Below are 13987 nucleotides of genomic sequence, written 5' to 3' on the forward strand. Positions count from 1 at the left end.
ATTATAGACGGCGCTTCCTGAATTGTGTTACGTCGGTGTGGGCTGGGATTCTGCAAAGGTTGGGGGAAAGGGCGATCGCCCCACTCTCTTATTATAGCAAGCAGTTTTTCTAAGCGGAATCAAATACCAAGTCCTGTCTTATTGTTAATTTTATTTTGTCAAAACAGGTTGTTAAGTCTCTTTTTTGAAGTGTCTGGTTCTGTAATTTCATGTTATACTACAAAATTGACGTGCAATATAATCCTCAAAATTAAACAGAGAATTCCTATGAAACCAACTGTTCAAGAAATTTACTGCGATGAATCTGGTTTTAGTGGTAACAATCTTCTTGACCAAGAGTCAAGTTTCTTCGCTTATGCAAGTGTAGCAATTGACCATGAAGAAGCTACCGAATATGTAGATAATATAATCAAAAAATATAAGATACAAGGTGGTGAATTAAAAGGTCGAAACCTTCTTAAATCTCCAAATGGTAAAAAGGTAATAGCTGAGGTATTAAAAGATTTTAATAATCGCATAAAAGTAGCTGTTTATCATAAAAAATTTAACTTATCTTGCAAATTTTATGAATATATATTTGAGCCAGCTTTAGCACAAAAAAATTCTCTATTTTATCAGATAAAATTTCACAGATTTATCAGCAACCTTTTATATGTATACTTTGTATCTCAGAGCGCGGATGCTGAAAAAATATTTAGCGATTTTCAGAAGCTTATGAGAGATTTGGAGGACACAGAACTTAACTATCTTTTTGATTCTTTAAAAACACCTGATATTTTACCATTCGACGACATAAAGACTTTCTGTATTCATCATAGAGATACTATTAATCAAGAATTAAACTCTTTACGAGGAACTCATACAGGTAAGTGGATTTTAGAGCTTTCGAGCTCGGCTTTGTTTTCTATTCTGTGTGACTGGGGAAAAGAGTTTAACCAACTTAAAGTTTTTTGTGATGTTAGTAAACCACTCAAAGGAGACAAAGAAGTGTTCGATGGTTGGATTGGGAGAGAGGATAAGATTTATATTGACTTTTTTCAAGGAGTAGAAGAACCCATTACATTTAATCTATCCCAAGAAGTTCAATTTGTGGAATCTCATAAATTTCCTGGCATACAAATAGCTGATGTTGCTGCGGCTGCTTGTGCCTGTGCTTTTAGAGAAGGTAACAACGAAAAAACAGAGAGCTGGATAGAGCATATACCTGGTATTATGGGTGGCCACTCAGTGATTCCTGATTTGAGTTACATCGACCCAAATACATTGGATGCCACCAGAAATTTGATATTGTTAAGATATTTGGCGGAGAAAAGTATCAACAAACAGCCATTGCTTGATGGAATAGAAGAGTTTTTATCGGCGGTTACTCATGATTTAAGTCTCAATCCGAGCAATCGGATAGCTACTATTGCCGAGAATTGTCGAAGCGACGCACCCTACTTTAACTTTTAGCAGGTAAAGGAATCTCATCGCCACACTCATAAGCAGTCTCTATCCACAATTCCCTAGCTTCCTCAATGTTCTCCATCGCTTCCGACAAAGTTTCACCCTGAGACATACAGCCCGGAAGGTCTTTTATTATCGCTGTATAACCTTCAGATTCTGGGTAAAAACTGATAGGATATTTCAGACCCAAGTAATAATCTAGAGATTTAAAATTGACTTTCATCATCAATAACTTAAGCCACTTGCTCAATATTTAGTCGCCCTTCAACCCGCTCATATTCATCTTCAAGCAGCCAAAGTCTTGCTTCCTCATAGCTAGAACAAGCAAAAACAATCTTATAGTCTTCAGTCGGGTCGAAAATGCAAAAATTATTTTTATCATCACCGAGCAACATCAAAACATAAGGAGGAACAGAGGTAGGATCAACCCATATTTCTGTAAACTGCCAGTTATTTGCTAGGTTGGGTACGGGGGATGACATGATATTTATCTCCTATCACTTTAATTTCACCGTAATGTAAAGGAATTTTGCTGCCATCACTCTCAATTCTATAACCGATTGGGCTGGCAAAGTAGAGTCCATATCGTTCGTGATTGCGAATAATGCCTGTGAATTCCCCATTTTCTATTATGGCTTGTGCCACCCTAATCATTGTAGCTTCATTGTTAAATACATGAGCAGCTCCCCCTCGCTGCAATAACCTTTGCATTTGTAGTGTATCTGGGAGATGCTTGGCAATGTGTCTATTGTCTATAGTTAGTTCGCGGTTAATACCACTCATTTAATCTGAAAATTTCAGTAATTTTTTAATAAAAACCCGGTTTCTCCAAGAAACCGGGTTTTTAATTCAAGGCTAAAAGTAATTAAACCTTAGCTTCTTTCTTTACCAAATCACCCCAGCCTAAATCCTTCAAGGAATTATTCCGGCGCAGGGGACGAGTCACCAATTCCAAAATATCCCGCGCGTTTCCAAAGCCGTGAATCTGAGCGAAAGTAAACTCAACTGACCATTTAGTATTAATCCCGCGCGCTTCCAATGGATTAGCGTGAGCCATACCAGTAATTACCAAGTCAATATTCTGCTCGTAAATCCGCTGCAACTGATTGTAATTGTCTGGTTTTTCGACAATCCGAGGTGTAGGAACTCCCATCTCGTGACAAGTTTTTTCTAACAGCGCTAACTCGGCTGCTTGATAGCGCTTGTCCATGTAAGGAATGCCGATTTCCGGGCAAGTCATGCCACAGCGGATCAAGAAACGCGCTAAAGAAATTTCTAACAAGTTGTCTCCCATAAAGAAGACTGATTTGCCGCGAATTATTTGCAGGTAATCTTCTAAACCAGCCCAGATTTGGGCTTCTCTTTCGTCTAAACCTTTGGGTTCGATGCCCAAAACTGAGCAAATCTTCTCAATCCAAGCGCGAGTGCCGTCTGGCCCGATCGGGAATGGAGCACCAATTAGCTTACACTTACGGCGGCGCATCAACGTAGAAGCCGTGCGTGACAAGAACGGATTCATGCCAGATACATAATAGCCTTCTTCCAAGACAGGCAATTCTGTGTAGCGTTTGGAAGGCAGCCAGCCGGAAACTTTGATTCCTTGCTTCTTCAATTCTAAGGTTAGCTGTGTGACAACTGGGTCGGGCAAGGAACCGAAAAGTACCAGGGGTGTGTGCTTGACATATTCGGATTCTTCTGCTGCTACTTCTTCTTTTTTCTTGCCGAAGTTCAGCAGTTGAGAGATGGCGTTTCTTTCCTGTTTCTGAGCTTCTACAACAGGAGCTTTGTCAGGACATTTGGCGGCCATTGCTGCTAAAACGGTATCTTCGCCTTGGGTGAAAGCGTAGTCTAGGCCGTTAGCGCGGGCTGTGACGATGGGGATGCCGATTTCGGCTTCGAGCTTGGGTGCTAGGCCTTCCAAGTCCATTTTGATGATTTCGGTGGTGCAGGTGCCGATCCAGACGATTACGCTGGGATTGCGATCGCGCTTAATCTGCAAGCACAGCCGCTTCAACTCATCAAAATCGTTTAATTGAGCGGAAATATCGCCTTCTTCCAACTCAGCCATTGCATAGCGCGGTTCGGCAAAAATCATCACGCCCATGGCGTTTTGCAAGAAGTAGCCGCAAGTTTTGGTACCGATGACTAGGAAAAAGCTATCTTCAATTTTTTGATAAAGCCAAGCTACGCAGCTAATCGGACAAAATGTGTGATAATTACCAGTTTCGCATTCAAAGTTTAAAGCTTCTGGTTCGGTAGTCGTAATTGCAGTCATATTTCAAATGTTCTCCATTTAAATTGTTTTTCGTCTTGAACTTTCCCAGGCTAGGCTAGCGAGGAAATAGCTGTATTTGGCGATCGCGCGATCGCAGAACAATAATAGAAATACCTGGTTTTGGCGTAATTCCTTTGAAAAATAGATGCAGCAAACTGAATATTTTCGCAGCAGCAGCATCTAAAATTCAAGCTCTAAAATTCTACGCGAGGGCTTATAATCCCTCACAACAGGGATTTAGTGTTTTTTAACTCGCTAAGCTAAAAACCATTTTGGTGGTTGTGAGTTTGAGTTAATTAAAATTTAACAACTCGCAACTCACAACTCACAAATAGGCGGGAAAATTCCAGACTGGGATAGACGCTGGCGATCGCAACAACCTTACTTAAAATCCGACAAAAAGCCCGAAATCTCTTCATCCTCATCATCAGAATCCAAATCGCCGAGACCTAGAGCATCTAAATCATCTTCATCAGGATCTCCGGTAGTTGCTTCCCCCAAATCGTCAAGTCCGAGATCGTCGAGGTCATCGTCATCAGATACAGAGAAATCGTCAAGACCGTCTTCGTCCAAGTCGCCCAGATCCATATCTAGGTCATCTGAGGTCGTTTCCCCAAACGGATCGGGTATTGCTTCAGCGACAAACTCTGCATCTTCTTCCCCAAACGGATCGGATATTCCCGCTTCGAGATCCCCAGAGGTCAAAGTCCCAAATTCTGAGGCTTCTTCTTCCTCATCGTCGAGGTCGAGACCGCCCAAAGCCGAGGCTTCATCTTCCTCGTCATCGAGGTCGAGACCGCCCAAAGCCGAGGCTTCATCTTCCTCGTCATCAAGGTCGAGACCGCCCAAAGCCGAGGCTTCATCTTCCTCGTCATCAAGGTCGAGACCGCCCAAAGCCGAGGCTTCATCTTCCTCATCATCAAGGTCGAGACCGCCCAAAGCTGACGCTTCATCTTCCTCGTCGTCGCCCATATCGAAGTCTGATATGGCGTCTTCCTCATCCTCGCCCATATCGAAGCCAGATATGCCGTCTTCCTCATCCTCGCTCATATCAAAGTCTGATATGGAGTCTTCCTCATCGTCCCCGAGAGCGAGACCGTCCAAAGCCGAGGCTTCTTCTTCCTCATCCTCGTCCATGTCGAAGTCGGAGACAGATTCTTCCTCATCCTCGTCCATGCCGAAGTCGGAGATAGATTCTGCCTCGTCCTCGTCCATGTCGAAGTCGGAGACTGCTTCTGCCTCGTCCTCGTCCATGTCGAAGTCGGAGACTGCTTCTTCCTCATCCGGTCTCAGTGCGTTAGCAGCAGCAGCCAGACCTGCGACTCCGGCGACTCCGGCGACTACTCCGGCTGCTGTTAAGGCCGCACCGCCTAATTTATTAGATTTGGCCGTTTCGGGTGCAGCAGTTGCAGCAGTTGCCGTTTCGGGTGCGGCTGCGGGTGCAGCAGTTGCCGTTTCGGGTGCGGCTGCGGGTGCAGCAGTTGCAGTTGGAGCGGCTGCGGGTGCAGCAGTTGCAGTTGGAGCGGCTGCGGGTGCAGCAGTTGCAGTTGGAGCGGCTGCGGGTGCAGCAGTTGCAGTTGGAGGTTGACCGGCCATTTGTGGCACGGTACTTGAAGGCATACCCAGTGCTATGTCCGGGTCAAAATTTAGACCCAAGACTTCGATCAGGCTGTCTGCATCCGGCTTGAGTTTTGAGAAGGGCAGCATTAATTGCTGGAGTTCCGGCTCCAGGGCAGCCGCAATTCCCAGGATGAGGTAAGAAACAGGCCTTTTCCCGCCGTCGGGTGTGGCGACCGTGTTGTCAGCCGTCATGTGCAGGAGCAGCCAAGTCCGATTTGCCTGGTAGTAGTCCAACCACTTCTGTTTGAGAGCAACTGAAAAAGTATCAAAAAAAGCCATAACCTCTTTATCCTCATCCTGATCGCTAGACCTATTAAACCATCATCAGGTCTAGCTCATCTTCCTCCTTCTTGACCACTGGTTGCACAGGATTTAGATAAAAATCTGACAACAAGGAGAATAATTCGCGATCGGGCGTGTCGTTGGGCACTACTCCTTCTGGCATTGCCAAAATCTGGTCGGCGATGTTGAGGTAGTAATCGCAGACGTAGTTCAGGGATGGGTCAGACTCGGCCATCTCAAACAATGTTTTGCCTTTGACGCGAGAAACGCGGATGTCTTCAATTAGCGGCAGCACTTCCAGCACTGGCATCGGTACGGTGTCGATGTACTTGTCGATCAAATCGCGCTTGGAGGTGCGGTTGCCAATTAAACCGGCGAGGCGCAACGGGTGAGTGCGGGCTTTTTCGCGGACTGAGGCGGCGATGCGGTTGGCTGCGAATAATGCGTCGAATCCGTTGTCGGTGACAATCATGCAGTAGTCGGCGTAGTTCAATGGGGCTGCAAAACCGCCGCACACTACGTCGCCGAGTACGTCGAACAGGATGACATCGTATTCCTCGAAGGCATTTAGTTCTTTGAGCAGTTTAACGGTCTCTCCGACTACGTAGCCACCGCAACCAGCTCCTGCGGGCGGGCCGCCTGCTTCTACGCAGTCAACGCCGCCGTAGCCTTTGTAGATGACATCTTCGGGCCAAACGTCTTCGTAGTGATAGTCCTTTTCTTGAAGGGTGTCAATAATTGTGGGGATTAAAAAGCCTGTCAGGGTAAATGTGCTGTCGTGCTTTGGATCGCAACCGATTTGCAAAACTTTTTTGCCGCGTTTGGCTAGGGCAACGGAGATGTTGCAGCTTGTTGTCGATTTGCCAATTCCACCTTTTCCGTAAACTGCGAGTTTCACTCTTTGTTCTCCTATAGGTTTCTATCAAAACATCGGGCTGGGGTTTCACGCTTTGATGTTGCGATCGCCCAAATGCAATAGCCTTTACTCCAATGCCCTTACTGCAATGCCATTTTTGTCAATTTGGGAGTCGGCGGTGCGTTACCTCGTTGAAAGCATTATTAGCTAACTTGCGAGGAAAAGAAAGGGGGCATCTAAATAAAAATGCTAGTAAATTGGTTTATTTTGCATCTTTGGGCATCTTAGCTGTTTTTGGGATTTACAAATCTATTTTTAGAATTATTTTACATTTTTACTAAATTTTAGAATACTTTCTTAATATAAAGAGGTACAAAAACAAAACAAAATTTAACTTCTCAAACAATCTCGGCTTTTGGCTCTGAGGCTAGGATGCAGGCAGTGGATGGCTTGTGCGGGTAACTGGAACGGGCACTAAGGCGCTGTTGGATCGGCAAAACCGGAGAGTGAGTTCGATTAATTCGGCCTGGGGGTGGCAAACTTAGACGATTTTAGGTTTTGGATTTGGGATTTTAGATTGGGAGATATTGATTTTGCCCGGGTTTCTGGTGTTATGTAAAAAATTGTGAATTTTTTGGAATTGAACCGCGATCGGCGAGAGCGAGAATCTCCGAGTGTCCGATGGGGATCGCGGGGCAGATTTGGAGAATATTTATTATTTTTTAATGATTAATGAATAAACTGTTTTGCATTTAAATTGAATGTTCGGAACGATGCTCAGAGCAACGTCCCACGTATCCGTTCAATAAATCGGGGTAGACTACCGTGTTAGGAACGATTTTACGATGTTTGAGGCTCGTCAGTGAGTGATTTCCCCCGATTTATTGAGCGCATACCATTCCACAATATTTTTATTGATTTTTGACGCACAATTTAAATATAAAACAGCTTAATGACTAATGACTAATGACTGATGACTGATGACTGATGACTAATGACTGATGACTAATGACTGATGACTGATGACTGATGACTAATGACTGATGACTGATGACTGATGACTAATGACTAATGACTGATGACTAATGACTGATGACTGATGACTGATGACTAATGACTTCTGACGATCGGAATTTCGATCGCAAATTCAGTACCCAGCCCAACTTCCGAAACGCAGTTTAGTCGTCCCCCGTGCTTTTCCACAACTAAATGGTAAGAAATCGACAGTCCCAAGCCCGTCCCCTTCCCGACTGGTTTCGTTGTAAAAAACGGGTCAAATAATTGGCGGCGAATGTCATCCGGTATTCCCCCGCCGTTGTCGGAAATGCGGATCGCCACAAAACCGCCAGCAACAACTTCAGTGCGAATTGTAATAGCGGGAAGAGTCGGAAAACTAGCAATTGACGGCAGTGAATTTTTCCCATTTCCCTTTCCCCATTGGCCCTTCTGGATTGCTTCATCCAAAGCATCAATACCATTGCCGAGAATATTCATAAACACTTGATTGAGCTGACCGGGACAGCACTCGATGCGTGGCAAATCGCCGTATTCCTTAATAATTTGAATACCTGGATGTCCGCCTTGAGCTTTGAGCCGATGCTGCAAAATCAACAAAGTGCTTTCGAGTCCTTCGTGAATGTCAACGAGTTTGATATTGGATTGATCCGATCGCGAAAAATTTCGCATTGACAGGACTATTTGGCGGATGCGATCGGTGCCAACTTGCATCGAAGACACGATCTTAGATAAGTCTTCCACCAAAAAATCGATTTCCATATCTGCTGCTGCTTCCCGAATTTCCGAGACTGGTTCGGGATAGTGCTGCTGGTAAAGTTCCAACAGTTGAGTCAATTCTTTAATGTAATGACTGGTGTGGGAAAGATTGCCGTAGATAAAATTAACCGGATTGTTAATTTCGTGTGCAATGCCGGCAATCATTTGTCCCAAAGAAGACATTTTTTCGGTGTGGACTAATTGAGTTTGAGTTTGCTGCAACTTCCGCACTGTTTCCTCCAATTGCTCCGCTTGATTTTTTAAGCAGGTTTGCTTTTTCCGCAGCACTTCTTCTACTCGCTGGCGCTTGATAATATCCCGTCTCAATAATTCATTTGATTCTAAAAGTTGGGCGGTGCGTTCTTCTACTTGTTTTTTTAAGTCGTCGTGAGCTTGGTGCAGGGCTTCTTGGGCCCGCTGCCGCTCTAAAATTTCTTGCTGTAAAAGTTCGTTGGTTTTGTGCAATTGGGCGGCTCTGTCGTCTACGGCTTGCTGCAAAAGCTCGATCGTCCCGTACATTTCAGATTGGTTAAAAACTTGCGGCAAACTTGTCATGGAGATAACGCCCAAAAGCTCTCCCTGACTGCCAGTTACTACCAAACGGCGCACGGAGTGCCGCTGCATTTCCTGGTGGGCGCAAAAGAGGGAATCGCCGGGAGATATGCAAAATAAAGGCCAACTCATGGCATCAGCCGCTGAGATTTCCGAGAGGTTTAATTCGAGGGCGTGAAACTGCACGATGTCGCGCTCGGTGACAATGCCGATCGGGATTTGATACTTTTCTATTGGTACGATCCGCTGTGGATGCTGAATTTGGTCTTCGACAATGACGACGCAACGGGATCGATTTTTGACCATGAGCTGGGCTAATTCGAGGGCTGAGGCAGTCTTTGGGGCACAAATGACTTCTTTTGTCATGACATCTCCCGCACAGCGCAAATTTGCTAGCAAGTTCACTGGTTGTAGGGCTTCGTGAATGGCTTCGCGGGTGATGATTCCGAGAAGTCGCGATTCCTCATCGATTACGGGTAAGTGCCGGATCGAGTGCTGGCGCAAGGTGAACATTGCTGTGAAGATATCTTGAGACTCGGATTGTTTGAGGGTAATGGGCGATCGAGTCATTACGTCAGCAATTGTCAGTCCGATCGCACAAGCTTCGATGGTAGTTAGCTTGACGATATCCCGTTCTGTGAAAATGCCGATCGGGCGATCGTCCTCCACGACTATGACACAACTGCGCTTGGCCGTGTTCTTAAGACTCTTTTGTTTTTCGCTACAAAGCTGACAGGAGACGCGCATCGGGTTCATGAGAGCCAATACTTCGGCGATCGGCGTTTCTGGAGCCACTGTGAGGGGATGGCGGTCGATCGATCGATCTAAAGGTGACGAGTAAATCGGCAGGCTGTTGGCTTCTACAGGGGGTTCTGACGGTTTAATTGCTAGCTGCGGGGCTGAATCTAGGAAATGCTGTAATTGTTCTTCTTGTAGCATGGTTGATTATTAATTTTACTTAATGAATTGTTACAATTTTGCAGACATGGGTTGGCAGACTTAGCATTAGTTAAGGGGTGTCCCCCGAGAAACGGATACAAGCCCCTGAGACTCGCCTTGTGGAGAGTCCCAAATTTTAGACTCTTGTTCAAACTCCCAGATTGAATGCTGCAAGTAAATCTAAAATCTAAAATCTAAAATCGACTCACAGATGCTCGATCGCCTGAAATCTCACTGCTAAAAAACCCCTTATTTTATTTTTAATTCTTAATTCCTATGTCGTGGACGCCCTTAAATCATCGAATTCATCACTTGCCGCTCATCCTTGCGGGCCCGATTTTGCGCCGCACCCAAAGTGGGGCCGTGACAGTTTGGCTGGCTCTGAAAGCACCCCGCCAAGTCGAACTCAAGGTTTTTTCGACCCAGGGCGGCACCGGAGAAATTGTCGGTATGCCCTTGCTGGAAGGTGCGAACTTTACCGTGCAGCTCGGCAAATACCTGCACGTAGTTGCGGTGACTGCTAAACCGATCGACAGCAATCTCTTGACATCCGGGCAAATTTATGCTTATGACATTGAGTTTGCGGGGGGTGGCGAGTCGCCGTCGGTGGGAGTCCCAGAAAATGAGAAAGAAAATCTCCTTTCTTGTCTGTGGCCGACTGCTGCTGATTTGTCAGTTTTGGGGCCGCAGACGATCGGTTATTTCGCTCACGGGTTGCCTACTTTTGCCCTGCCACCGCAGGATTTAAACTATTTGCGTATAGCGCACGGCTCTTGTCGCAAGCCCCACGGAGACGGCAGAGATGCGCTGCCAATCTTGGATAATTCGATCGAACAGTTTGCAGGAATGGCAAATTTCCGCCCCCACCAACTGTTTTTAACGGGCGACCAAATTTACGGCGACGACGTTGCCGATGCGATGCTGTGGGCCTTGACTGATGCTGGCGATACACTGTTGGGCTGGGAAGAGAATCTGCCCCTGATGGATGATGCCCAAATAAAAAAGAATTTGTGTACCAGTATACCTAAGAAGTCGCCAAATAAAAATGTAATTCGCGCTGAAAGGGAAATTTTTAGAGAGACGCCAATTCAGAAAGCGTCTGATGCTGAGTCTGAATACAAAAAACCAATTGAGTTGCAGCCGGGGACTCGCAGCGATATTGCTAGAGATTTTGGCGGCTTTACGGCGATGTTGGTGAATAAACCGGATAAGGCTAAAAGTCACTTGTTTGGTTTGGGCGAATATTGCGCGATGTATTTGTTAGTTTGGTCTCCTGTGCTTTGGTGCGATAGTTTTCCCAAGGGTAAGGATATTTGTCCAGATTCTAAGGAGGCAAAAGTTTGGGATAGAGAAGTTGTTGAACTTGACGGTTTTTGTCGCAATTTGTGGAGGGTGAGGCGGGCGCTGGCAAATATTCCGACTTATATGATTTGCGATGACCATGATGTTAGCGATGATTGCTTTTTGAATCGAGAGTGGTGTTACCGGGTGCTGGGTAAGCCGCTGGGCCGCCGCGTGGTGCAAAATGCTTTGCTGGCTTATGCTGTGTTTCAGGCTTGGGGAAATACGCCCGCACAGTTCGAGGATGGAAGAGTAGGAGATAAGTTATTAAGGGCTACTGAAAAGTGGTCGAATTCTGCGGGGACTGATGTTGCTGTTTGGGAGGAGGCGGCTTCGTATTTGGGGATTCCGGCGGTTGATATTGACACAGGTTTGCCGAAATTTAAGTTGGATGATGATGTTTTGATTTTGGATCGGGATGGCGGGGGTGTGAGTGAGGTTTTGAGTTGGCATTTTACGGTGAGAAGTTTTAAGCATGAGGTGATTGTGCTGGATACGCGGACTTGGCGGGGCTATCCGACAGAAAGCGCGATCGATCCGCCAATGCTTTTGACTCACAAGGGTTTTGAGGAGCAAATTCAGCAGCCTTTGCGGGAGACTGAGTTGCTGAATAAATCTGGGGAATTTGCGATCGAGGCGACGCTGGTTGTGGTGCCGACTAATTTGGTGGGTTTGTGGATTATTGATGCGGTGCAAAGGCGGGATGTGGAACAGGGGAAGGTTTTTAATACTGATGCGGGGGATGCTTGGAATTTTCATGAGTTGGCTTTTGTGAAGCTGTTGTCGGAGTTTTTTAAGCAGCGCGATCGGGTGATTGTTTTGACGGGGGATATTCACTATGCTGCTGCTGTGCGGCTGAGTTATTGGTCTGATTGTCATTTTGGCGATTCTCGCCCTGAGATTGAGCATTTGTCGTCTGTATCTCAGGTGAATGGAGAGTTGAAAATTGCTAGTCAAAGATTGTCTGTTTTGGCACAGTTAACGGCTAGTGCTTTTATTAATGAGGAGTGGACAACTCATGTAATTCATACTAAGATTAAGTCGCTGTTTCCCGAGCGATCGCACGAATGTTTGGGATGGAATGAGCCGCGGTCGTTGGTGAAGATTCCGAGACGTGGCAGGAAGAAGGCTGTGGCTGCTGTTGTGAGGGATAGGCAATCTTTGCCTGATTGGGGTTATCGAGTTGATTGGATGAAGCGGCAAAAATCTCGGGTGTTTTTGCAGCATGAAAGTGGTGAGTCGTCAAGTATATTACCTAAAAATAAACTGTTGTTACTGTTGCGTCGTTTGTGGAATTTGATAGCGCTGTTGTGGCGGAATCGGTGGCTGCAAGAGGGTGATGAGATTGTGGGTTATGGCAATATGGCGATCGTCAGTTTTCAGTGGCCGGCTGATGGTGATGGGGAGAAGGCGGTGATCCAGAATGTTTATTGGCGGCCGCTTTGGGCACCGGATAGTGTGGTTTACAGTCAATATTTTGTGCCGCTGGGATTGGATGAATCTAGGGTTGATTGATGTGGTGTTTGTCGGTGGTTGAGACGGCGGTTGAAACCGCGTCTACACAGACGAAACCTGACGGGAGCAGGTTGAAGAGTCGTAGCGTAGCGGGGCTCCATCCATCGCCCGTTTGCCTCCAAGTCGTAGCGTAGCGGGGCTCCATCCATCGCTCTTTTTTAAGGTAAGTAACCCAAGGTAAATAATACGATATTTTCTAATTGTACCAGTATCTCTGGATTTAGTTCACCAATTTTATTTCGCAATCTTGTTTTATCCAAAACTCGCATTTGATGGCGCAATGCAACAGAATCTTGAGGTAATTCTCCCTCACCGCCGGGAATCAACACACAGGAAGGAAGAGAGGCACGGCGCAGATTAGTTGTGAGAGGAATACTGATAACAGTAGTCGTGTACCTCGAAATAGTATCGTTCTGAAAAACGATTGTGGGACGTACACCAGCCTGTTCGGAACCTTGTGTCGGATCTAAGTCGGCAATCCAGATTTCACCTCGCCTGGTTGTCATGCCAAATCCTCATGTTTGAGAAGTTCTGCATATTCGCTGATTCCCAGTTCTGCAAGTTGTCGGTCTTCTTCGGCAAATTCGCTGTAGAGTGCAGCTAAGTTGGTTTCATCGATCGCAGGAATGGCAACTAATCTGGCACGGAATTTCAGAAAGGCAATAAATTCAAATACTTGTTTGAGTTGTTCTCGATCGAGCTTTTCTAAGTCTTGTTGGATTAACTCTTTCATGACACTTACTTTTGTTGTCAAGTTTTCTGTATTATAGCCCGATCGCCCATCCACCCAAAAACCCGTAGCGTAGCGGGGCTCCATCCATCGCCCATCCACAAAAAACCCGATCGCCCGTTTCCCAAAAGTCGATCGCCCATCCACAAAAAACCCGTAGCGTAGCGGGGCTCCATCCATCGCCCATCCACAAAAAACCCGATCGCCCCCATCCACAAAAAACCCGATCGCACATTTCTCTCAAATTCGATCGCCCTGAAACCGACTGAAAATTTGTCTGCTTTGTGGCACAGTCCGCCGGGGGTTCAAACCCCCGTCTCATAGCGCAAGTCGGTTGAAACCGACTGAAGATTCGCCTCAAAGGAACGTACATCACCTAACTCTTCAGTCCTCTTTGAGAGGACTTTCGCTATGAGACAGGGGTTTAAACCCCTGGCGGACTCGGCGACGAACCAACTAACCCCGAGTGCGCGGACTAACTAACGGACTAACAAATCAAATTCGATCGCCCATCCACCCAAAAACCAGATCGCCCATCCACAAAAAAAACCGACCGCGGGGCCCCAGAAACCGGGTTTTTTCCGAAATACTTGGCTACAACCCACAGATTCGGGCAAAAACCCGGTTTCTTTGGTGGGAGGCCAGGCCCCAGAAACCG

General features: G+C 46.1%; 12 protein-coding genes. 2 read left to right on the forward strand and 10 right to left on the reverse strand.

Features of this window, described 5'->3' with window-relative positions; all coding sequences use genetic code 11:
• Positions 1–267: 267 nt before the first annotated feature.
• Positions 268–1452 (forward strand): DUF3800 domain-containing protein, encoded by a 1185-nt coding sequence (locus tag JGK39_RS11155; protein ID WP_293296320.1) that lies wholly within the window; start codon positions 268–270, stop codon positions 1450–1452.
• On the opposite strand, the gene JGK39_RS11160 is transcribed toward JGK39_RS11155, so the two are convergent.
• The 7 genes from JGK39_RS11160 to JGK39_RS11190 all read right to left on the reverse strand — a co-directional run bounded on the left by JGK39_RS11160 (position 1442) and on the right by JGK39_RS11190 (position 9743).
• Entirely contained in the window at positions 1442–1672 is a 231-nt protein-coding gene (locus JGK39_RS11160; RefSeq protein ID WP_293302439.1) for a type II toxin-antitoxin system HicB family antitoxin, read from the reverse strand. The genes JGK39_RS11155 and JGK39_RS11160 overlap by 11 nt on opposite strands.
• A gap of 7 nt (positions 1673–1679) precedes the next feature.
• The gene (locus JGK39_RS11165; RefSeq protein WP_293296319.1) at positions 1680–1928 is read right to left on the reverse strand and encodes a hypothetical protein; all 249 of its coding nucleotides are present in this window, start codon (positions 1926–1928) and stop codon (positions 1680–1682) included.
• On the reverse strand, positions 1897–2229 hold the full coding sequence (locus tag JGK39_RS11170; protein ID WP_293296317.1) for a hypothetical protein: 333 nt from the start codon (positions 2227–2229) through the stop codon (positions 1897–1899). Before JGK39_RS11170 ends, JGK39_RS11165 begins: the two co-directional genes overlap by 32 nt.
• Positions 2230–2311: 82 nt before the next feature.
• The gene (locus JGK39_RS11175) at positions 2312–3721 is read right to left on the reverse strand and encodes a ferredoxin:protochlorophyllide reductase (ATP-dependent) subunit N (RefSeq protein ID WP_293296316.1); all 1410 of its coding nucleotides are present in this window, start codon (positions 3719–3721) and stop codon (positions 2312–2314) included.
• A gap of 381 nt (positions 3722–4102) precedes the next feature.
• Positions 4103–5620 carry a DUF5331 domain-containing protein gene (locus JGK39_RS11180; protein ID WP_293296315.1) on the reverse strand — a complete coding sequence of 506 codons (1518 nt, stop codon included), beginning with the start codon at positions 5618–5620 and terminating at the stop codon, positions 4103–4105.
• A 34-nt stretch (positions 5621–5654) separates the two neighbouring features.
• On the reverse strand, positions 5655–6521 hold the full coding sequence (gene bchL / locus JGK39_RS11185) for a ferredoxin:protochlorophyllide reductase (ATP-dependent) iron-sulfur ATP-binding protein (RefSeq protein WP_293249824.1): 867 nt from the start codon (positions 6519–6521) through the stop codon (positions 5655–5657).
• Positions 6522–7589: 1068 nt separating this feature from the next.
• The gene (locus tag JGK39_RS11190; RefSeq protein WP_293249821.1) at positions 7590–9743 is read right to left on the reverse strand and encodes a CBS domain-containing protein; all 2154 of its coding nucleotides are present in this window, start codon (positions 9741–9743) and stop codon (positions 7590–7592) included.
• A 312-nt stretch (positions 9744–10055) separates the two neighbouring features.
• On the opposite strand from JGK39_RS11190, the gene JGK39_RS11195 reads away from it, so the two are divergent.
• Positions 10056–12599: a PhoD-like phosphatase gene (locus JGK39_RS11195; protein WP_366048852.1), complete on the forward strand. Its 2544-nt coding sequence runs from the start codon at positions 10056–10058 to the stop codon at positions 12597–12599.
• 158 nt (positions 12600–12757) lie between these two features.
• On the opposite strand, the gene JGK39_RS11200 is transcribed toward JGK39_RS11195, so the two are convergent.
• Genes JGK39_RS11200 through JGK39_RS11210 form a run of 3 tightly spaced genes read right to left on the reverse strand, consistent with a single transcriptional unit; the run spans position 12758 to position 13651 of the window.
• Entirely contained in the window at positions 12758–13105 is a 348-nt protein-coding gene (locus JGK39_RS11200) for a type II toxin-antitoxin system PemK/MazF family toxin (protein WP_293249815.1), read from the reverse strand.
• A complete protein-coding gene (locus tag JGK39_RS11205) occupies positions 13102–13416 on the reverse strand; it encodes a hypothetical protein (protein ID WP_293249812.1) in 315 nt (104 codons plus the stop codon). The genes JGK39_RS11200 and JGK39_RS11205 overlap by 4 nt, the downstream gene beginning before the upstream one ends.
• Positions 13364–13651: a hypothetical protein gene (locus JGK39_RS11210; protein WP_293249809.1), complete on the reverse strand. Its 288-nt coding sequence runs from the start codon at positions 13649–13651 to the stop codon at positions 13364–13366. Before JGK39_RS11210 ends, JGK39_RS11205 begins: the two co-directional genes overlap by 53 nt.
• Between the last annotated feature and the right edge of the window lie 336 nt (positions 13652–13987).

It is taken from the genome of Microcoleus sp. PH2017_12_PCY_D_A, from assembly GCF_020738565.1.
In the GTDB taxonomy this organism is placed as follows: Bacteria; Cyanobacteriota; Cyanobacteriia; order Cyanobacteriales; family Microcoleaceae; genus Microcoleus.

Bases quoted from the DNA above. Each gene is read 5' to 3' on its own strand.
- JGK39_RS11155 (WP_293296320.1), top strand. From the start codon at position 268: ATGAAACCAACTGTTCAAGAAATTTACTGCGATGAATCTGGTTTTAGT.
- JGK39_RS11160 (WP_293302439.1), bottom strand. From the start codon at position 1,672: ATGATGAAAGTCAATTTTAAATCTCTAGATTATTACTTGGGTCTGAAA.
- JGK39_RS11165 (WP_293296319.1), bottom strand. From the start codon at position 1,928: ATGTCATCCCCCGTACCCAACCTAGCAAATAACTGGCAGTTTACAGAA.
- JGK39_RS11170 (WP_293296317.1), bottom strand. From the start codon at position 2,229: ATGAGTGGTATTAACCGCGAACTAACTATAGACAATAGACACATTGCC.
- JGK39_RS11175 (WP_293296316.1), bottom strand. From the start codon at position 3,721: ATGACTGCAATTACGACTACCGAACCAGAAGCTTTAAACTTTGAATGC.
- JGK39_RS11180 (WP_293296315.1), bottom strand. From the start codon at position 5,620: ATGGCTTTTTTTGATACTTTTTCAGTTGCTCTCAAACAGAAGTGGTTG.
- JGK39_RS11190 (WP_293249821.1), bottom strand. From the start codon at position 9,743: ATGCTACAAGAAGAACAATTACAGCATTTCCTAGATTCAGCCCCGCAG.
- JGK39_RS11200 (WP_293249815.1), bottom strand. From the start codon at position 13,105: ATGACAACCAGGCGAGGTGAAATCTGGATTGCCGACTTAGATCCGACA.
- JGK39_RS11205 (WP_293249812.1), bottom strand. From the start codon at position 13,416: ATGGAGCCCCGCTACGCTACGGGTTTTTGGGTGGATGGGCGATCGGGC.
- JGK39_RS11210 (WP_293249809.1), bottom strand. From the start codon at position 13,651: ATGAGACGGGGGTTTGAACCCCCGGCGGACTGTGCCACAAAGCAGACA.